General features: G+C 44.5%; 20 protein-coding genes. 6 read left to right on the top strand and 14 right to left on the bottom strand.

Translation table 11 applies throughout. The features are described from left to right. Nucleotides 1-56 precede the first annotated feature (56 nt). Together OMP94_RS07740 and OMP94_RS07735 are read left to right on the top strand one after the other, a co-directional pair. Nucleotides 57-605 (top strand): histidine phosphatase family protein, encoded by a 549-nt coding sequence (locus OMP94_RS07740; protein WP_266277710.1) that lies wholly within the window; start codon nucleotides 57-59, stop codon nucleotides 603-605. A gap of 114 nt (nucleotides 606-719) precedes the next feature. Continuing rightward, entirely contained in the window at nucleotides 720-3,032 is a 2,313-nt protein-coding gene (locus tag OMP94_RS07735; RefSeq protein WP_266277709.1) for a mechanosensitive ion channel domain-containing protein, read from the top strand. A gap of 36 nt (nucleotides 3,033-3,068) precedes the next feature. Here the strand turns inward: OMP94_RS07735 and OMP94_RS07730 are convergent, their stop codons facing one another. Continuing rightward, nucleotides 3,069-3,935: a hypothetical protein gene (locus OMP94_RS07730; RefSeq protein ID WP_266277708.1), complete on the bottom strand. Its 867-nt coding sequence runs from the start codon at nucleotides 3,933-3,935 to the stop codon at nucleotides 3,069-3,071. A gap of 163 nt (nucleotides 3,936-4,098) precedes the next feature. Between OMP94_RS07730 and dbpA the strand changes: the two genes are divergently transcribed. Together dbpA and OMP94_RS07720 are read left to right on the top strand one after the other, a co-directional pair. After that, nucleotides 4,099-5,481 (top strand): ATP-dependent RNA helicase DbpA, encoded by a 1,383-nt coding sequence (gene dbpA / locus OMP94_RS07725; RefSeq protein WP_266277707.1) that lies wholly within the window; start codon nucleotides 4,099-4,101, stop codon nucleotides 5,479-5,481. A gap of 69 nt (nucleotides 5,482-5,550) precedes the next feature. Next, on the top strand, nucleotides 5,551-6,489 hold the full coding sequence (locus tag OMP94_RS07720; protein WP_266277706.1) for a sensor domain-containing diguanylate cyclase: 939 nt from the start codon (nucleotides 5,551-5,553) through the stop codon (nucleotides 6,487-6,489). Here OMP94_RS07720 and OMP94_RS07715 read toward each other — a convergent pair. The 7 genes from OMP94_RS07715 to OMP94_RS07685 form a co-directional block, all read right to left on the bottom strand. Continuing rightward, complete coding sequence (locus tag OMP94_RS07715; RefSeq protein WP_266277705.1) at nucleotides 6,479-6,970, bottom strand: aminoacyl-tRNA deacylase; 492 nt, start codon at nucleotides 6,968-6,970, stop codon at nucleotides 6,479-6,481. The genes OMP94_RS07720 and OMP94_RS07715 overlap by 11 nt on opposite strands. 51 nt (nucleotides 6,971-7,021) lie before the next feature. Continuing rightward, nucleotides 7,022-7,537, bottom strand: a complete 516-nt coding sequence (locus tag OMP94_RS07710) for a hypothetical protein (protein ID WP_416240450.1) — start codon at nucleotides 7,535-7,537, stop codon at nucleotides 7,022-7,024. Further along, complete coding sequence (locus tag OMP94_RS07705; protein WP_266277704.1) at nucleotides 7,521-8,267, bottom strand: tRNA threonylcarbamoyladenosine dehydratase; 747 nt, start codon at nucleotides 8,265-8,267, stop codon at nucleotides 7,521-7,523. The genes OMP94_RS07710 and OMP94_RS07705 overlap by 17 nt, the downstream gene beginning before the upstream one ends. Before the next feature lie 64 nt (nucleotides 8,268-8,331). Next, nucleotides 8,332-10,371 carry a transglutaminase TgpA family protein gene (locus OMP94_RS07700; protein ID WP_266277703.1) on the bottom strand — a complete coding sequence of 680 codons (2,040 nt, stop codon included), beginning with the start codon at nucleotides 10,369-10,371 and terminating at the stop codon, nucleotides 8,332-8,334. After that, the gene (locus tag OMP94_RS07695; RefSeq protein ID WP_266277702.1) at nucleotides 10,358-11,335 is read right to left on the bottom strand and encodes a DUF58 domain-containing protein; all 978 of its coding nucleotides are present in this window, start codon (nucleotides 11,333-11,335) and stop codon (nucleotides 10,358-10,360) included. Before OMP94_RS07695 ends, OMP94_RS07700 begins: the two co-directional genes overlap by 14 nt. 2 nt (nucleotides 11,336-11,337) lie before the next feature. Next, nucleotides 11,338-12,249: an AAA family ATPase gene (locus OMP94_RS07690; RefSeq protein WP_266277701.1), complete on the bottom strand. Its 912-nt coding sequence runs from the start codon at nucleotides 12,247-12,249 to the stop codon at nucleotides 11,338-11,340. A gap of 145 nt (nucleotides 12,250-12,394) precedes the next feature. Beyond that, the gene (locus OMP94_RS07685; protein ID WP_266277700.1) at nucleotides 12,395-13,159 is read right to left on the bottom strand and encodes a TatD family hydrolase; all 765 of its coding nucleotides are present in this window, start codon (nucleotides 13,157-13,159) and stop codon (nucleotides 12,395-12,397) included. A 209-nt stretch (nucleotides 13,160-13,368) separates the two neighbouring features. Here OMP94_RS07685 and OMP94_RS07680 point away from each other — a divergent pair, with 209 nt between their 5' ends. Continuing rightward, a complete protein-coding gene (locus OMP94_RS07680) occupies nucleotides 13,369-13,656 on the top strand; it encodes a hypothetical protein (protein ID WP_266277699.1) in 288 nt (95 codons plus the stop codon). Here the strand turns inward: OMP94_RS07680 and ggt are convergent. Next, the gene (gene ggt, locus OMP94_RS07675) at nucleotides 13,653-15,371 is read right to left on the bottom strand and encodes a gamma-glutamyltransferase (RefSeq protein WP_323135069.1); all 1,719 of its coding nucleotides are present in this window, start codon (nucleotides 15,369-15,371) and stop codon (nucleotides 13,653-13,655) included. The genes OMP94_RS07680 and ggt overlap by 4 nt on opposite strands. Beyond that, on the bottom strand, nucleotides 15,331-16,326 hold the full coding sequence (locus tag OMP94_RS07670; protein WP_266277698.1) for a rhodanese-related sulfurtransferase: 996 nt from the start codon (nucleotides 16,324-16,326) through the stop codon (nucleotides 15,331-15,333). The genes ggt and OMP94_RS07670 overlap by 41 nt, the downstream gene beginning before the upstream one ends. 124 nt (nucleotides 16,327-16,450) lie before the next feature. On the opposite strand from OMP94_RS07670, the gene OMP94_RS07665 reads away from it, so the two are divergent. Then, a complete protein-coding gene (locus OMP94_RS07665) occupies nucleotides 16,451-16,864 on the top strand; it encodes a hypothetical protein (RefSeq protein ID WP_266277697.1) in 414 nt (137 codons plus the stop codon). On the opposite strand, the gene OMP94_RS07660 is transcribed toward OMP94_RS07665, so the two are convergent. The 4 genes from OMP94_RS07660 to OMP94_RS07645 all read right to left on the bottom strand — a co-directional run bounded on the left by OMP94_RS07660 (nucleotide 16,861) and on the right by OMP94_RS07645 (nucleotide 20,175). Further along, on the bottom strand, nucleotides 16,861-17,424 hold the full coding sequence (locus OMP94_RS07660) for a DUF882 domain-containing protein (protein WP_266277696.1): 564 nt from the start codon (nucleotides 17,422-17,424) through the stop codon (nucleotides 16,861-16,863). The two genes, OMP94_RS07665 and OMP94_RS07660, sit on opposite strands and share 4 nt — an antisense overlap. A gap of 99 nt (nucleotides 17,425-17,523) precedes the next feature. Continuing rightward, nucleotides 17,524-18,501 carry a FecCD family ABC transporter permease gene (locus tag OMP94_RS07655; protein ID WP_266277695.1) on the bottom strand — a complete coding sequence of 326 codons (978 nt, stop codon included), beginning with the start codon at nucleotides 18,499-18,501 and terminating at the stop codon, nucleotides 17,524-17,526. Further along, entirely contained in the window at nucleotides 18,498-19,277 is a 780-nt protein-coding gene (locus OMP94_RS07650) for an ABC transporter ATP-binding protein (RefSeq protein ID WP_266277694.1), read from the bottom strand. Before OMP94_RS07650 ends, OMP94_RS07655 begins: the two co-directional genes overlap by 4 nt. Continuing rightward, nucleotides 19,267-20,175: an ABC transporter substrate-binding protein gene (locus tag OMP94_RS07645; RefSeq protein ID WP_266277693.1), complete on the bottom strand. Its 909-nt coding sequence runs from the start codon at nucleotides 20,173-20,175 to the stop codon at nucleotides 19,267-19,269. The genes OMP94_RS07650 and OMP94_RS07645 overlap by 11 nt, the downstream gene beginning before the upstream one ends. Nucleotides 20,176-20,235: the final 60 nt, after the last annotated feature.

Raw genomic sequence — 20,235 nt, 5'->3', positions numbered from 1 at the left:
CGAAAACGGTTTATAAGGTCACTAAAAGTATCGTAGCAATTTACAGGACAAGTCAGGTGTTACGACACTTCATTTTTAGCTTAGTTTTAATTGCGTCACCGCTACAGGCTGCTGATCTTGATTTACTTAAAGCACCGGGAAATGCCTTATTACTCAGACATGCCCTAGCGCCTGGCGTTGGCGATCCGGCAAATTTCGATTTAAATGATTGTGATACCCAACGAAACTTATCAGCCGAAGGACGGCGACAAGCTCGGCAGATTGGAGAACGTTTGCGTGAAGCGGGCATCTCCAAGACCAAGGTGTATAGCAGTCAATGGTGTCGTTGTATGGAAACCGCAGCGTTATTAGAATTTGGTGAGCCGATACCATTACCTACTATCAATTCTTTTTTTCGAAGTACGCAAGATGATGCTGAATCAAAAGCGACAGCGGGTTTTCTTGAGCATCTCAAAAATAATGATGGTGAAGTAACCATTTATATTACTCATCAAGTTAATTTAACGGCATTACTTGGCGGTTTTGCCTACTCTGGTAATGGTTATATCGTCGGCCTTGATGAGCATGGTCAACCTGTGGTGTTGAGTGAATTTATTGCGGATTAAAATAGCGGATTATGATGGCCGCGATTTGAAGCTGAACCAATGTCTTCGTATACTGCTTGTGTACAACCTGTTCTGCACCACAAAGCCAAAATTCAAAAACTAACGGAGTGATCTGTGCGTCAATCTAACCTGAATCAGGCCTTTATGCCGACTCTCGTCGCATTTATTCTGACATTTATTTTAGCATTTTCATCTATAACTCAGGCTGCTGAGTCCTCTGCAAGTGCTGATAGTAGCTCAGACAGTAAACCCTCTTATGAAACCCTTGCTGATGTTCTGGAAAATCCAGAGTCCAGACAAGAGCTCATCGATAAACTTCGTGACTTACAAAGCGAAAAAGAAGATGACGGTAGTAAAGAAAAATCAGAGGAAGAAGGACCATCATTTGCTCGGCAAATTGCAGATCAAACCCAAGAAATCGCTCAGGATTTAGTGGCGACGGTCAGTGATAGTTTTCAGGCTGTGGGTGAAATTGGCACGCAAGAAAGTGACCGTGATTGGTCAAAACTCATCGCCGAGTTAACGCAATTGGCTATCGTCATTGCTGCCACAGGCATTGTATTTTGGTTAGTTCGAGGCATTGCCAGAGCAGCGTTTAGCAAAATCAATAACTGGGCTGATAACGAAACATCAAACCCGGTATTTCGTCGTGGTCTCGCCATTGGCGCTTCGATTTTATTAGATCTGCTGGTGGTTATCTTAGCTTGGGTCACCGGCTATGGTATTGCTTTGTTTGCTATCGGCAGCGGTGGCGAAATTGAAGTAACGCAGACTCTATTCCTCAATGCCTTCTTGATGATTGAGATTTTCAAAGTGGTATTGAGAACAGTCTTTTCTGCGAAAGACTCAGCGTTACGTCCATTACCGATGGGGGACCAGACAGCGATTTATTGGTATAGCTGGTTAAATCGCCTAACTAACTTTATTGGTTACGGTGTGCTGTTATTTGTACCCCTGACCAGTAATTTATTGTCGACGGCCGTGGCGCAATTACTCAATGTGCTGATTGTTTTGTTTGCCTTTGTTTATGCGGTCTTAACGATTCTGCACAACCGATCACATGTTCGTGAACAAATCCAAACCTTGGCACTAGACTCTACCTTTAGTCTAACCCGGGTAGGTTTGGGAATGTTGGCACGTAGCTGGCATTTATTGGCTATTGCTTATTTTGCTGTTATGGCTGGCACATTATTACTTGAGCCAAAAGAAGCCTTGCCGTTGATGTTGATTGCAACGGTACAAACCGTTGTTGCAATTGCGGTTGGTATGTTGCTGATGACAATTCTGGCTTGGTATTTAAATCGACCACTGCACATCGGTGAAAATCTCACCAACCGTTATCCGATGTTGGAATATCGTTTAAACGCTTTCGTGCCCAAGGTTTTCCAAACACTACGTATCGTGACGCTTATCAGTGTCGTTGCGGTGGTGCTCGATGCTTGGCATATATTCAACTTAAAAGATTGGTTGGTGTCGCCGGCGGGTGTACATTTCATTGCAACATTGCTGACGGTTGGCGCTATTTTGCTGACTGCGATGATTGTATGGATTGGTCTGGCAAGTTGGATTGAGCATAGACTCAACCCTCAAAGCGAGGACAACGCACCAAGCGCGCGTGAGAAAACCTTACTGACCATTTTCCGTAATGCTTCTGCAATTACCTTAATCATCATGACGATCATGATTGTCATGTCTGAAATCGGTATCAATATCGGGCCATTACTGGCTGGTGCTGGTGTATTGGGTCTGGCTATTGGTTTTGGTGCCCAGAAATTGGTGCAAGACGTTATTACTGGTGTATTTATCCAGATGGAAAATGCTATCAGTGTGGGGGATGTGGTCACAGCTGGCAGTATCACTGGTGTCGCGGAAAAATTGACGATTCGTTCGCTGGGTTTACGTGATTTATCAGGTACTTATCACATCATTCCATTTTCATCGGTTGATACCGTATCTAACTACATGCGCGAGTTTGCTTATCATGTCGGTGAATATGGTGTGGCGTATCGTGAAGACACCGATGAGGTCATCATTAAGCTACGTGATGCCTTTGATGAGTTGATGTCTGATGATGACAATCGTCAGAAGATTCTGTCTGATGAATTAGAGGTTCACGGCGTGACAGCCTTGGCAGATAGTTCGGTAAATGTGCGGGTTCGTATTAAGACCTTGCCGGGAAGTCAGTGGGCAATTGGTCGGGCTTATAACCGTCTGGTTAAACGTCATCTGGATGCTGCGGGTATTGAGATTCCATTCCCACATCTTACTTTGTACTTTGGAGAAGATAAGCAAGGCGAAGCCCCTGCTGCGCCTATTCGTGTGATCGAAGCACCAAAGTCAGTGAGTGATAAAAAAACAAAAGCAAGTGATGATGCACGAAGTGAAACGAATGCCAAACAAAACCAAGATTTTGATGATGGCGATTAAGCAACAGCCGGCAGACAGAAATTTGTCTGCCGGTTATTAATTCAGTTTACGGCTGATTAGCTGTTGTAGATTATTTTCGGCCCGACAGTCTTGGCATTGGTCAAGTGCAACATCAATTTGTGCTCCTGCTGCTTGGTAATCCTGCTGAAAGTACATGATAGTAGCTTGCATAAAGGCCGATGTCGGGTAGTGAGTTATTAACTCAGCTAATACCAGTTGCATATTGGTATCGGCTTGAAAGTAATGCAATTCACTGACATTGGCAGTTAATGCCAAATTCATTGCCCAAGCCGCTTTACCATAATCGCCGTCAACAGCGATTGCCAAGGCATAGCCTACTTTAGGTAAAGCATTACGTGGATTTTGTTCGCTTTGATAAGAAAATCCCTGCATAGCCAAATCACTTTGGTATTGACCTAGGGCAGACCAAGCATCAATTTGTGGATTAGCAGGTCGTGTAATCGCGTTTTCAGGTCTATTTGGGCTGGCAACCGATGGGGAATATTGTCTTGGCGTATTACTTTGATAATAACTTCCTGAATAGATGATCGGCGCGACAAGTCCAATACTCACGCCATTGTGATAACGGTGTTTGTAGGGCACATGAGGCCGGTAACTATGTTGGCCATCATGATGATCACGATATTTTCCCGAGTGTTTAAAACTATCGTAACTTCGTGGACGGTAATGCCCCGAGTTCAGGCCAAATGATTTGTGGCCTTGAATACCGGGGCTTGGATAATAACCGCCAGAAATAGATGGCGTATTACTAAAGCCACTGCAATTACTACAGGTTCGGGGTTGCATACTGGTATCTGCAAAGATTGTGGTGGCCGATAACAAAAAGCTGCTACCGATAAGTGATGTGATTAACCACCTCTTTGATGGGGTATGACTTGTCATGTGTATCGCCTCACATTGTGACTGCTTGGTAATAGTCTGACAGCAAATTTAGCTTTGTGTTCAAAACTTTACGGTATTTAACTTTTTGTTTCTCCGGCAAGTTTCATCATCAGCGGCAGTCAATTTTGGTATCATGCGCGCTCATTCCGAGAGATAAACCGTCATGTCCGCACCACGTTTTAATCAGTTGTCATTACCAAAAGCCCAAATTGATGTGCTCGATAGCCTGGGTTATCAAACAATGACACCCATTCAGGCACAGTCCTTACCGGCTATTTTAGAGGGGAAAGATGTCATTGCTCGGGCTAAAACGGGTAGTGGTAAAACTGCGGCATTTGGTATTGGTTTATTGCAAAACATCAAACCACAATGGTTTGCTGTGCAGTCATTAGTGCTTTGCCCGACACGTGAGCTTGCCGATCAAGTGGGTAAAGAGCTCCGCAAATTAGCGCGCTTTATTCCCAACCTAAAAATCGTCATGTTGTGTGGTGGTAAATCAATTGGCCCACAGATTGGTTCTTTAGAAAATGGCGCGCATATCGTGGTGGGAACACCAGGCCGGATACAAGATCATTTACGCAAAAAGACCTTAGATCTGAGTGACGTCAAAACGGTTGTACTTGATGAAGCTGATCGTATGTTAGATATGGGCTTTGTTGATGTTATGCATGACATTTTGGGACAAACACCAAAGCAACGTCAGACCTTATTGTTCTCGGCTACTTATCCTGATGGTATCGCCAAAATCAGTCGACAGTTTCAACAGAACCCCGTGACCGTCACTGTCGAAAGTGAACACCAGCCTGCGGTCATCGAACAACTGTTTTACGAAATCAAAAAACACGAACGTAATAACACGCTAAGAGCATTATTTGAGCATTACCAGCCTAAAAGCGTCATTGTGTTTTGTCATACCAAAAAACAATGTGATGAAGTGGCGGAGTGGTTAAATAGCCAAAGAATTAGTGCCAGAGCGATTCATGGTGATTTAGAGCAACGTGATCGTGATCAGGTACTGGCTTGCTTTGATAATCAGAGCTGTCCGGTGTTAGTGGCAACAGATGTCGCTGCTCGTGGCTTGGATATTAAGAATATCGACTTAGTGATTAACTACGAATTACCACGTGATCCTGAGGTTTATGTTCATCGCATTGGTCGTACAGGCCGAGCGGGTGAAAAAGGACTGGCGATGAGTTTGGCGGTAGAAGCTGATGCACCGAGAATGGCGGCTATCGAACGCTATTTAAATCAGCCATGTCGATGTGATGTGCCTGCTTCATTAGACCGTGACGCTAGCTTTAGTTTGCAGTCTGACTGGACAACCATTCAGCTTGATGCCGGTAGAAAACAAAAGATGCGTCCCGGTGATATTTTGGGGGCGTTAACTGGTGATGCCGGTTTGGCGGGCACCAGTATCGGCAAAATTAATATTTTGGATATGTCGAGCTATGTTGCAATTGCCAACGATGATGTCAGACAAGCATTAAATTACTTGGCAGAGGGAAAAATCAAAAATCGTAGTGTCCGGGCTCGTAAAATTCGTTAGTGTCATATTTTTTCTGAATTTTTCAGATATGATTAGCCTTGGGTACGATTTAAAACCGGTATAACGAACATGGCCAACGAGTTAGATAACGACGTAAGCGTTTACAAATCACTACTGGAGTCGACCAAAGCGATTCCGTGGAAGATTGATTGGGCAACACTACAATTTACTTATATCGGGCCACAAATCGAAGCATTACTCGGCTGGAAGCCAGAAACGTGGGTCAGCGTTGAAGATTGGGCAACACGTATGCACCCAGAAGATCAAAAGTGGGTAGTGGATTTCTGCGTTTCACAATCCAAAGCAGGCACGGATCACGAGGCCGATTATCGTGCACTGACCCAAAGTGGCGAGTATGTTTGGATCCGTGATGTGGTCCATGTCATGCGTGATGAAGAGGGTAATGTCGAATCTTTGGTTGGTTTTATGTTTGATATTAGCGAGCGTAAAGCAACCGAAGAAAAGTTACTGCTATTACAAAAAGAGCTGGAAGAGTTTTCTTATAAAGACGGCTTAACTGGCGTCGCCAATCGCCGGATGCTCGACAAGGTCTTGGAAGAAGAGTGGCACCACGCGCTGCGTAATCAACAACCGCTATCATTAATTCTGCTCGATATCGATTATTTCAAAGAGTTTAATGACTGCTATGGTCATTTGCAGGGCGATGATTGCCTTATCAAAGTTGCTCAATCTTTGGCGGGCACGGCCACGCGCAGCAAAGACTTTTTTGCCCGTTTTGGTGGTGAAGAATTTATATTGGTGTTACCTGAAACCGATGCTAATGCTGCCAGCAAAATCGCTGAGCGTTGCCGGCAACATGTCTTTAAATTACAAATACCTCACCAGCAATCAAAAGTCAGTAATGTGTTGACCGCCAGTTTAGGTGTCGGGACTATCACACCAACCCACAACGATACGTTAGAAAGCTTTATCGATAAGGTGGATAAATTGCTATATCAAGCGAAGCAGGAAGGTCGTAACCAGATCCAATTCCAAGCTACGCTTTAACGAATTCGCCCATCGCGACATCAGTCAGTAGGCTTTGTAAGTCTTGGCTTGATAACGCTAAGGCATAACCTAAAACACCACTGCCAATGACCACGTCTTGGTAACTTTGAATGCTGCTATCAGCCAATACGGTAATGCTGTCAGGTAAGGCGATTGGTGGCACTGCGCCAACAACATAACCAGTTGCTTCTGGCACTTCATCAAACTCGGCCATACGCAGTTTCTTTTCACCAAGCTGCTTACGTAATACCGCCCAGTCAGCACGACCACCACCAGCCACGGCTAATAAAACAAACGTATCCGAGCCTGTTTTAAAGAGTAAGCTGCGAACGACAGAGTGGGGATCCAGTCCCTGACTGCTTAACAATTCTTCCAGATTGCGAATCGGTTTTTTGTCTTCACTGAGCGGAATTTCTACGACGCTGTAATTGATATTGTTTGCGTCTAATAAGTCGGTGACCGGTGATTGTATAGCTGACATGTGGGGTCGATTTCCTTAAATCAGTTTGTTAATGATTTACAGCTTAGGCAATTATTGCTGGCGAAGCAAAAAGGTAGGCTGCTGCTGCGCATCAATCAAATGATGTTGAATTAACCAATCTCGGGCATCTTCAGCATCTTCTTCAAACCATGCTTTGGCACTGCCTAAACGAAAACTATAACCCCAGCTGTCCATATCTTCCTGCATTCGTTGACGACCCACATTCGGTAGATAGTCACTAAGTAGAATTTGTAGATAGCAGACGCCATTTTCCTCATCATAATCGCCAGCAGCATCGGTATCTAAAGCGGCGCGGCGTTTAGGATCCATACAAATATAGTGACCCGCCTCATGTAATGCGGAATGGATTGGTGTGTCATTTCGAAGATAAAGTTGATTGCCTTTTAAGCCTGCTTCACGCTCCCCAAAAAAACTACCTGGGATTAACTCATCATCTGCGACATTGATGATAGTCATGCCATAACGTTCGAGTAATTTGGTGAGCGCTGGCAAATAAGTCGAATCACAGACTAAAACATTGGTGGGATCTTCAACTATCGATGTCACGTCGTGCATCACCAATAATATGATTAATGACTAAGCCTGCGAGGGTGAGGCCAAAAATTGATGGCATATAACTAACAGTGCCATTTACCGCTCTAGCACGACCGCGACTGACTGGTTCTGGCGGTAATGGTGGCATTGGTGATTCAAGTGAGTAAACCGTTTGAATACCACGACCAACACCACGCTTACGTAACTGCGATCGCATGTGTTTAGCGAGTTTGCACATCGAGGTATCCATCAAATCACCGGTGCGAACTTGGGTTGGGTCGAGCTTGCCGCCGGCCCCCATGCTGGCGAAAATCGGTAATTTCATTCGCCAAGCAGTTTCGACTAAAGCGGCTTTACTGCTCAGGCTATCAATGGCGTCTACAATCACGTTGTAACGCTCATCAAGAATCTGAAGGATGGTTTCAGGCGTCAGGAAATCCGCCAAAATATGGACACGGCATTCTGGGTTGATGTCCTGAATGCGCTGTGCCATAACCTCAGCTTTTAACACACCAACAGTTGATTGAAGAGCGACTAGCTGACGATTTAAGTTCGAAGCGGAAACCACGTCATGATCAACTAGAGTGAGTTGACCAACACCCATACGAGCCAAAGCTTCGGCAGTAAACGAACCCACGCCGCCCATACCGGCCAGAAAAACATGGCTATTTTGTAGCCGCTCGATGCCGGTATCGCCAATTAAAATATGTGTGCGTTCAAACAAAGGATTTGCGTTCGCCATAACTAACCTCTAACAATTTGGCATTATTTTCCGCTATTGGCCGCTTGCTTGGCAAAGATCGGTATTAACGTTTTGCTGAAAAATGTTTTACGGCATCGACAAACGTTGTTTTTAATGCAGTGTCATCGGCATAACGAAGTCGCCGGTAGTATTCGCTAATTTTTAGAATTTCATGTTCCTGAGTGGGGAGTTGTTTCACTGCACGCTGCGCAAAATCACTCGGCCCTTCATGGCGTTCTCGCACTACACCTTGTTTGGCAAGTTTACGGCAAAACTGTTGATAAGAGCGTTGGACGGGATCGGCGATGGGTTTTTGCCAGAGCATCAATAGCGCAATTAAGCTAAATAAAATGGCGATAGCAATCGCTAACCACAGCGCCATTTTTTGCCAATTGGGTTGCTGCATACCAAATAAACTTAATACCGCTTTTTGTAGTGCGGGCCCATAGCCAACTACCCACATATCCCAAGCATTATTGAGTGCCTCCCAGTTATTTTTCACATCTCGCCACAGGTCTAAAAGGCTGGTATTGCCACCGAGAATCGCGGGTGCATTTCGTGATGAAGGTAAGAGATCTGCAATACCCATTTCTACTCGATTTGGGGATACGGCAGCAGTGGGATCGACCCTGAGCCAGCCTTGCTCTGGCAGCCATACTTCAGACCATGCGTGGGCTTCGCGTTGGCGAATCACCATGACATTATCAACGGGATTGATTTCACCACCTTGATAGCCGGTTACGATTCTCGCTGGTATGCCTGCAGCCCGCATTAGCACAGTAAAGCTGGCTGCATAATGTTCGCAAAAACCTTCGCGTGACTCAAATAAAAACTGGTCAACAACATCACCTGATAATAGCGGCGGTTGTAATGTGTAGTAAAAAGGCTGTTCGCGAAAATAGCTTAAAACGCTTTGCACATAATCAGCATCGTCAGCACTGGCATCACGAAGTTCATTTGCCAATTGCTTGGTGCGGGGGTGTTGGTTTTTAGGAAGTTGTAATGCGGCATCCAATAATGGCTCTTCTTCAGCATTAAAGCGATACGCAGTATGTGATGTCATAGTGATTTGACTGCGGCTACGTAATTTATTTTCGCTGGTTAATAGCCCATCAGCAGACAGTTTGGTTCGCATATCAGATTGCTGACTGACCGGCATATCAAGGGCAAATAACCAATTTCGATTATGAGCCTCGAGCGTCATGGTGTATTGATAAGCTTGTCCGGCAACAGCAATATTGGCCGAACTTCTATCAATACGATATTGAGATAAAGGCTGCCAACTGCTGCCATCCGTCGTCCACAAAACAGGGCCTCGCCAATAACGTTCGTTATTCGGAGGATATTCATCATTTTCAAACTCAACACGAAAAGCGATAGCGTCAGATTGAATCACATCACTGATGCGGCCCATTAACAGCTCATCTGACATGCCAGTTGAACCACGGCCTCTGTTAATACTGCTATCACCCAGTGTCATGCCATCAGGCAATTGCTCGCTGCCTGCGTTTGCGTCTTCAGGTAACCCCCATATTGGCCCAGGAATACGTGGAAACAGAATAAACAAAACAACCATCACTGGCAGGGCTTGCAGCAAGATACTACCTGCGAGTTTGAGTCTTGTTTTGTGGGGGAGTGTTGGACTATTAATGTGGATAAGAGAGGCAGTTAGCAGGACAACCACCAATACCATCAACAGCAAAATCAACATGTTTTGGGTATAGAAGAAGTTGGTGGTGACAAAAAAGTAACCTAGGAAACAAGCGAGATAAAAGTCACGTCGGTTATTAATTTCGACAACTTTAAACGCGAGCATAATGGTCAATAATGCGACACCGGCATCTCGACCAATGGTCATGCCATAGTCGGCAACCAGCAAGACAATGGTAAACACTGCCCCAAGACTATGTAGCCATTTTAAAACAGGTTTATCTGCGGGTAATGGCCACTGCCGCCAGTGATGCATAAGTCGCCAGCCCATCATTAACACAAATAAACCTGTTACCCACAGAGGTTGGTAAACCAGGTGTGGAATAGCGCCGATAGCCAACGCAATAATCAGCCACACAATTAGCACATTATTAGGTGGATTATTGTTGTTCATACAGCGCTAGAGCCGTTAAGCATTGATGTCGATGTTGGTTACCCTGGCCGCTAACAATGAGCTGGTTGGGTAACCGTAAGCTGTAATGGCGACCTGTTGCATCAGCCTGAAGCACCCACTGACAGAGTTGAGATAACTTGGCTTCAACGCCTTGAATATTGCCAAGTAATTGCCAATCTAAAAATAGCTCATTCCCTTTTGGATAGCTGAACTGTTTGGTACGCATGACATCATCACGTGCTAGCGCTTTCCATGCGATTTGATGCCTTGTATCACCATCACGATAGCGTTGGAATCCCGAGAAATCATCCCGACCTGTTGGGTGGGCTGAGGATTGTTTGGCACCTTTAGGGCTGCCACTTTCAGGTAATGGCATATCACCGGACGGGGCTGGGTATAGCAAAACCCGTCGATGTAAATCGTTATAAAACCAACAGTAAAATAAACCTAATGGGAAGACGCTGGAGAAACGGAGCCTACCGAGATCTAACCAACCGCGTTTTTCAGTTGGCAATTGAATAGTGAGTAACTGTTGCTGCTGACCATCGATATGCTCTACAAAGCCGACTGGCTGATATTTCTTGAACTGAGATAGGGGATTCCAGCGATGATGATCTTTGCCTGCAAAATAACTGACTTCGATGGCAGATAGCGCGTGATTTCTTGGGTTTTCGATAGTGAGTGCGAGTGATAAATTCTGACCTGCAAATATGCTCTGTGGTTGAGCTGGTAAACACTGAATATATCGTGCATTGCGATAACTATGATGCATCACAACGTGGCCAATACTCGCTAATAAAAAGCTAAGTAAATAGGCGAGACTGTTGTTGTAGTTAATCGCACCCAGCAGCATGATTAAGATCAGCAGGGCAAAACCATAACCCGCCCGACTTGGAATGATGTAAACACGTCGCCCACGCTTAGCATTTAAGCGCTGCCATTGCTGCTGAATTGCTGCAAACATGGTTATGGGATCGCGACTTGCTCAAGTAAATTTGTTGCCCAGTCTGTCGGCAAGGTATCGCCTAGAGGTTGTAGGCGGTGACCAACGACACTTGGTAATACCGCTTGAACATCTTCAGGCTCAACATAATCACGACCACTAATAAGTGCCCAAGCTTGTGCTGCATGCAGTAAACCTAAACCTGCGCGAGGTGAGATGCCGGTTAGAAACTGACCTGAGTGTCTGGTGTAACGTAATAAGGCCTGAATGTAATCGACTAATGCTTCACTAACGCGAACCTGCTGCACGGCTTGTTGAAGTGTTAACAGTTGTTCCGGTTGAATAACCGAATTAAGGTTTTGCAACATTTCACGTCGATCTTCCCCCATTAACAACGCACGCTCGGCAATCTGATCTGGGTAGCCAATAGCAATACGCATCAAAAAACGATCGAGTTGTGATTCTGGCAGTGGAAAAGTACCAAGTTGTGTTGTCGGGTTTTGCGTTGCGATCACAAAGAAAGGCGAAGACAGCGTATAGCTTTCTCCGTCAATCGTAACTTGGTGTTCTTCCATCGCTTCAAGCAAAGCACTTTGAGTACGAGGAGAAGCGCGATTTACCTCATCTGCTAACAATAGTTGAGTAAAGATAGGGCCTTGGTGAAATACAAACTGTTGTTTATCTCGATCATAGACTGAGACACCCAGAATATCGGCAGGCAACATATCGCTGGTAAATTGTACCCGTTGAAAACTCAATCCTAAGGTGGTGGCTAACGTATGCGCCAAAGTCGTTTTGCCAACGCCGGGTAAATCTTCAATCAACAAATGACCGCGAGCCAGTAAACAACTTAGGGCTAATTTAACGGGACGACTTTTGCCGAGAATGACCTGATTAAGTTGATTTAGGATTTGCTCAATGCTGCCCTGCGTCATAAATAGTCCTGATTACTTCAAATTGATGATGGTTTTGTCGGCATCGTTGCTATAGCTCAAGACAACAAGTCTTGCCTATGCGTTCAACTTTAGCATTGCTAAATCACAATGAAATGTTAAATGCTTAAAAAAATGAATTTTTCAATTAGATGTTGAGCAGTTTTCGCAAGTTAGCAGTGCTTTGTGCCGCAATGTCTTGGAGACTTTCATCACGTATGTCGGCTAATGTTTCAGCAACAATCGGAATGTATTCAGGAGAATTACGCTCTCCTTGGTGACCGCAAAGTGGCATATCCGGCGCATCAGTTTCCAAAACAATTTGCTCAAGTGGTAATTGACTGAAAATACCTTGTAATCTTTGGGCGCGAGGGTAGGTTAATGCACCGCCAATACCCAACAAAAAACCTAATTCTTGATATTGCTGTGCTTGTTGGAGACTGCCACTAAAAGCATGCACAATCCCGCCTTTCAATTGGTAACGACGCAACAGCTTCAGAACATCATCATGGGCTTTTCGTACATGTAGAATGATGGGTAAATCGTATTTCTTGGCTAAACCAAGTTGACCTTCAAAAAGCGCCAGTTGTGCTTTTTTGTCGTGACCGTGTAGAAAAAAATCGAGACCAATTTCACCTAACGCAATCGGCGAATATTGCTGAATCGCGGCCTCAAGTTTATTGAGCGGATCTTCAGGGTGTTGATCCATAAACATGGGATGGTAGCCCAATGCATAAAACAACATGGAAGATTGCTGGCAAGTTTCCACCAAACTTTGCCATCGTGACTCGGTGACCGCTGGAATAACAATATGCGTCATTCCCTGATTAAGACAATTTTCTATGATCGTTTCACGATCATCATCAAATGCAGGGAAATCTAAGTGGCAATGGCTGTCTATTAACGGCAACATAGAAAATACAGCGCGTGTAATGGGAGGGTGTGATGACCGATACAGAACAAGCTGCTGCGAGCCGGCCGCATGAACGATTTTTGTTTAATTTGGCGATATTTCATTTTTTTGTCCCGGCGATATTATTCGGCACAAAAAATCTGTGGCTGATATTTACTATACCGCTTTTTGCTTCAGTTGTGATCCTTCTGAGTATCAGAAATCAGGCAATGAAAACTGACGGTAAATCTGCTTTGGTTTATGCGCATTGGCAACTGGCATGGCGCCGCAGTATTTATTTGTTGATGACCTATGGTGTGTCATTGACCATCTTTCTCATTGGCATACTCTTAACTATGAACACAGCAAGTAGCAGTGATCAGTTTATCCAACGAGCCGTCATTGGCTGGTTTGCATTGGTACCTTTGTCATTGTCTTTGGTCGTTTTGCTGACATTTGAAACCAGTGCTTTAGCCCAAGCAAGGAAAGGAATCAGCCCTGAAGATATGAAGCTTTAGTGCTTAGTAATGCTACGAACCTCTGCGTGGCCTTCACCCCGAGGGTCACTAGCAGCTTTTACCTCGCCATTGGTTTTATCTAAAGTGATTAGCTGCATATTGCCGAACTGACGGTTGAGATGATTAATTTCATGACCCCGATTAGCTAAAGCTTCAACCAAATCATCATCAAAACCGGGTGTTTCCAGTGAAACCTGATCCGGTAAATATTGGTGATGTAGGCGAGGCTGTGCAACAATGTCTGACGCATCTAAACCATCAACAAAATGTAAAACACCTTGCAGCACCATGGTTATGATGCGGCTGCCACCAGGCGTGCCAACAATCAAAAGATTGTTATCATTTTCAACAAATGTTGGCGTCATACTAGAAAGTGGTCGTTTTCCAGGCTCGATGCCATTGGCTGATTCACTCACTAATTCATAAGCATTAGGTGTCCCGGCTTTGGCAGAAAAATCATCCATTTCATCGTTTAACAACACCCCGGTACCCGGTACGATAAAGCCTGAGCCAAATGGATAATTAATGCTTAACGTCGCGGCGACTTTGTTTCCTTCAGTATCAATAATAGAAAAGTGAGTGGTATCTCGACCTTTGCCTTGAAAGGCATCAGGGCCATTTTCGCTTACTGAGGCTTGGTTATCATCAATGGTGCTGGCTAAAGTTTCAGCAAAAGCTTTATCGGTTAAATGCGAGGGGATTGTCACAAAGTCACTGTCACCAAGATGCTCACTGCGTTCGTGATAGCCACGGCGCATGACCTCAGCGAGATAATGAAGTCTTAAAGCCGGATCTGCATTGAGATAATCAAGATAACTCAATTGATTCAGCATATTGATAAGCAGGATGCCGCCACCTGAGGGGAGGGCTGCCGTGGTTACATTGTAACCAGCAAATTCGCCAGTTATGGGGTGACGTTTTTTTACATGGTAATCAGTTAAATCCTCTGCTTCCCAGATACCGCCAGCGGACTGAACAGCTGAGATCATTTTCTCAGCGGTATCACCTTGATAAAAGCCGGCATGACCAAACTCCGCAATACGCTCAAGCGTTATCGCTAAGTCAGTCTGACGTATTAACGTACCAACTTCAGGCGTTTCTCCATCCGGAATTAAAATGGCTTTGGCTTCATCGTTAAAATGTTGCCCCCGAAAGCCAATCATCCGCTGATAACGTGGTGTGACTTCAAAGCCTTCACGTGCAATGCGAATAGCGGGAGCTAATGATTGGGATAAAGGCAGCTTGCCATATTCTTCACTCAGTACAACTAAGCCTGCTGGCGTGCCAGGAATTCCGGCTGCCATTGGTCCATTGAGAGATAAGTCACGGTTTACAGTGCCGTCAGCGTTTAAATACATATCACGATGTGCTTTTCTAGGAGCTGTTTCACGACCATCTAACATGATTTTTTCGCCCGTTTTGGCGTCATGTAATAACCAAAAACCGCCGCCGCCTAATCCTGAACCGGTTGGTTCTGCGACAGCAAGCGCGGCACTGACTGCTACTGCGGCATCAAATGCGTTACCACCTTGTTCGAGAATTTCAAAACCCGCTTGTGTTGCCAGTGGATGAGCACTGGCAATTGCAGCTTGATGTGTGCTGGTGGAATTATCACAACCTGCAGTTGCTACCAGCGGTAAGCTGAGTAGCAGAATGCGTAAATAACGCATGAAATTAGCGATTTTTCTGAGTGGCAGCCAGTCTGTCTTGCTCACGGCGACGTTGTTTTTCTTTACGATGTTGTTGAGCCACTTCTTGGGTTTCAACACCGATATGTGCTTCACCACGGGCACGCGCCAACTGCATTTGTTTTTCACGCTCTGCAAAGCGCGCTTTTTGTTCATCAGTCGTTTTGTCGTAGCAGTGTGGGCAGCATACGCCTTGTTGGTATTGATCACTTTCTTTCTCTGCAGCAGTAATTGGCATGCGGCAGGCGTGGCACTGATCGTAATCACCTTTTTCCAATTTATGGTTTACGGTGACACGCTCATCAAATACAAAGCACTCACCTTGCCATAGCGTTTCTTGTTCTGGGACTTCCTCAAGGTATTTCAAAATACCACCTTCAAGATGGTAAACCTCTTTAAAGCCTTGCTCTTTCAAATAAGCCGTTGATTTTTCACAACGAATACCGCCGGTACAAAACATCGCTACTTTGCTATGTTTTTCTGGATCCAGCTGTTGTTTTACGTAATCCGGAAATTCCCGAAAACTGTCAGTCATTGGATTAACTGCGTTTTTAAAGGTTCCTACCTGATACTCATAATCATTACGGGTATCAATCAACAAGACATCAGGATCACTAATCAACTGATTCCAGTCTTTAGGTTTGATATAAGTGCCAACAGAACGGCGAGGGTCGATGCCTTCAACACCCATGGTGACAATTTCTTTTTTCAATTTCACACGGCTACGTAAAAACGGCAGTGTGTTGGTATATGACTCTTTATAACTGATGGGATCAAGTCGTGGATCAGCTTGTAAATGCGCCAGTAATTTGTCGATAGCACTACGAGAACCTGCCACGGTGCCATTGATGCCTTCACTTGCTAAAAGCAGTGTGCCACGCACCTTTTCGGCTAGCATTAATGATAACAATGGGGTTTTTAGCGCTTCATAATCATCAAGTGAAACAAACTTGTAGAGTGCACAAACAACAATTTCTGACATACCGGTAAATACTTAAAATAAAAAGGGTTATTTTACAGACATTCACTCAGACTGTGGTTATGACTTGACAAACTATTGTCATAGATCAATTAATAAGTATGTGACTTGCTTGTATTTGGGGTGGATGATGGACCAAAAACAACGCTGGCAACAAGAAAACCTTGCTTGGCGAAATGACCATGGGTTTTGGCTCAAGGAAGTTGATAACTGGTCAAAGCAAACGCAACGGTTATCTGCTTTACTGCATAAACTGGAACATGCCTTACCAGAGCAAACGCAGCATTTGCAGCATTACGTTACTAAAATCAATCAATACAATGCCCAAATCAGACGTTATGAATGTGGGCTGCATCCTAACTGTATTGAAACTTGTGAGAGTTATATCCCCATTGATCAACAGCAACACTTTCATAAAAAGTTAGCAACGCTTCATCAACTGTCCGAACAGCAACATGCTGATTTTAGTTCTGAGCATAAACAGCAGTTGCAGGAATTTCGCGATATCGTGCAGCAAATTATCCAGGAATTAGAAGATTAACCCTGCCAATGTCGAACTGGGCCAGTGTCGATGTGAACAAAACCATCTTTTGGGTAATAGCCGACACCACCTGCTTTAAGCTCAATAGCTGCTTCATATAAGTCGATTAATTTGGTGCCAGCTAGTTTGATATCAACCGCTTTACCAAGTGTGTGGTAGCTTTTCTTCGCAACGCCACCCGAGCCTGTTTTGCGCAGCATTTCGTTAGTAGATTCTGAGCGATAACCAGAAATAATTTCTAATGGGTGAGTATCACCATATGGCATCAGTAATAGCGCCATTAAATCAATTAATTTCCGGTCTATTGGAAATAACTCGTTGGTGCGGTGATCTCGCAAAATGTGATTGATAGCCTTTATTTCTTTGGCTTGATACTGACCTTCCACCCAGTAAGTGGTTTTGAGTTGTTCGCCAGTATGTAAATTAAATAGCTCTAAATGACGTTCCGGTTTTTGCGGTAATGCCGCCATCAATTGTGGGGCAACTAACATGCCTGCGGTGACACCGAATGCCGTTTTTAACAATTGTCGGCGTGATGATTTAGTTGTGTCTGTTGGCATCACGTGTTGCTTGGAAAGGTCAGTCATAACAAATTTTTACCAAAATAAAGTTGACTGATTATAGAGTCAAAAGCCTGACAAACAATACTTATGCGAGACTTAAAGCGTACGTTTGCTACGCATCAGTAGCCACAGGAAAAATGGTCCACCGAGTAATGTTGTAATGACGCCGACGGGTAATTCAGCCGGGGCAATAATCATGCGAGAAATCGTGTCACAAATAATCATAAAGCTGCCGCCAAAAAGCAGGCTGGCGGGGATAAGCCATTGATGATTTTGACCAATCAGCAAACGACAAATGTGTGGCACCATCATGCCAACAAAGCCAATCGGACCACAGAGTGCGACAATAGCAGCAACGCATAATGACGTAATGGCAAACAAAATATAACGAAGGCGCGTGACATTAATGCCCCGACTTACCGCAATATCATCGCCAGCCATCAACAAATTTAACTCACGACCAAAACCAATTATGACGATGGCAGCTAATAAAACGAAGGGCGCTAATTGAATAATGTCGCCATAGCCAACCACGGTTAGACTGCCCATCAGCCAACGAATGATTTGAAAAGCATCATTAACATCACTGAGATATTGAACCAGTAAAATCAGGCTTGAAAAAAAGAAGCTAATGGCAACACCTGCAAGCAATAAGGTTTCTGTTGAAAAGCCGCTGCGAAGGCGACTAATTCCATAAACCAGACTGATTGCGATGATCGCACCGATAAACGCACTGATGGTTTGTGCACTAATGCCTAGAATCAAAAAGTTGATACCAAGGTAAACACTTAATGCTGCGCCTAATGAGGCGCCGCTAGCCACGCCTAGCGTAAATGGGGTGGCCAGTGGATTGTGAAACATGGCTTGAAAAACCAAACCGCAAAGTGCCAATCCACAACCAGCTAAAAAGGCAAACAGCAATCGTGGCACACGAATATCCCAGAGGATCTGCTGGCGGATTTCTGTTGATGAAATACTGCTTAAATCTAACCAAGGGCTGACCAACAAAACAACAATGCTGACTAGCAATAATGCCGCTAATGTTTGTTTGGGATTTTTCTGTAAATAATTCATGAGTGTTGTGCCGTCAGGGCAATATTACGACCAGTTTGGGGATGCGGGACAAACACAAAATCCTGCTGATATAAGTCTTGTAAGCGCTTGGCATCAAGGAACTGCTCTGCCGGACCTGTCCATAATAATTGACCATCTTTAAGCGCCAAAACCGTATCTGTATGCTGGCTGGCATGGTTAATATCATGGCTTACTTCAATGATGGTTTTGCCGTAATCAACGTGTAATGTTCTTATCAATGACTGAACTGCAGTCTGATGATGTGGATCTAAAGAGTTGGTTGGCTCGTCCAACAAAATGATGGGGGTGTCTTGTGCTAAAGCTGCGGCAATCATGACTTTTTGGCATTCACCACCACTTAATGTTGTCATTTGGCGATATTTAAAGCCTTGGCATTCAGTGATATCCAAAGCGCGGTCAATAGCAGTCTGATCTTCAGCACGCCAACTACCAAGCCAATGTTGATGTGGATAACGGGCCATTTTTAAAAAGTCGTCGACAATAAAGGGCAGGGCATGCCCACCTGATTGAGAGACATAACTTATCTGTTGGGCAATATGTTTTTGTGAGTAGTGTTTGAGTGGTTGTTGTTGAAGCGATATCTCACCCTTACTCACTGGCATCATACCGTTTAGTGTTCTAAGCAGTGTGCTTTTACCCGCACCATTTGGCCCCGTAATACACAAATGCTCACCCGCTCGAACTGAAAAGTGGATGTTGCTAATGAGCGTTTTATTATCAACGTCGACCTGCAGGTCTTTCACTTCAATGAGCATATATTTCTGTTTTTATTTCTGGGTGAATCAGCACAGCAATATCCTTAAGTAACTGCACAATACGCGGTCCGGGCACAGTGGCGTAATCCGCTTCGATAAAATGTATTTGTTGTGCTTCAACTGCACGAAGGTGCGCTAACTCTTGCCATTGCTTCAGAACATTATTGAGATCGGCTTGGTGAGCACTGGCATCTGGAAAGATATCAATAATAACTTCAGGGTTCATGCGCAGTAGTCCCTCTTGTGATACTGCAGGGACTTTTAATCGACTATCTTGGTAGACATTGTTACCGCCAGCCAGAGTCAGAATATCATTATAAAAATCTTGCTGGCCGGCAATGTACACCATATCAAGTTGCTCACTATTGGTGTAATGCGCGATGGCAAGTAAGGTATCTTTGCTGGGCAAAGTCGATACTTTTTTCGTGATATCGTCGATTTGCTGTTTTAGTTCATCATGCAACTGATGCGCTGTAACTTGGTGACCAGTAGCCTCTCCAATAGTCAAAATGCTATCCATGATGCCTGTCAGGCTGGCACTATCAACAAGTAATGTATTGATACCGAGTTGCAAAAGTTGTTTATTCAATCGTTGCTGGCGGTCAAGCATTACCACCAAGTCAGGTTTCTGCGCGACGATTTCGCTCAAAGACGGATCAATATACCCACCAATACGTGGCAGAGATTTGGCGGCTTCTGGATAAACACAAAAGTTGGTGACGGCAACGAGCTGCTCACCAGCGCCGACCGCAAAAAGAGTTTCCGTGATGCTCGGCGCTAAACTAATAATCCGAGCCGGTACTTTTTCACTGTTCGATTCATTGTGGTTTTCCGGGTGTTGCCAGAGTGCAAAAAGCAAAATCAGCAGTATCGGCAATACCGGCCAGAAACGATGCATGATTGATCCCGGGAAGGTAAAGCTGTTTATTATACGACCTGAATGAAAAGAGGACATGTG

Origin of the sequence: Methylophaga sp. OBS3, from assembly GCF_026319325.1 — a bacterium.
Lineage (GTDB): Bacteria > Pseudomonadota > Gammaproteobacteria > Nitrosococcales > Methylophagaceae > Methylophaga.
Note: the sequence above shows the minus strand (reverse complement) of the source record. Positions and strands in the feature narration are given on the sequence as shown.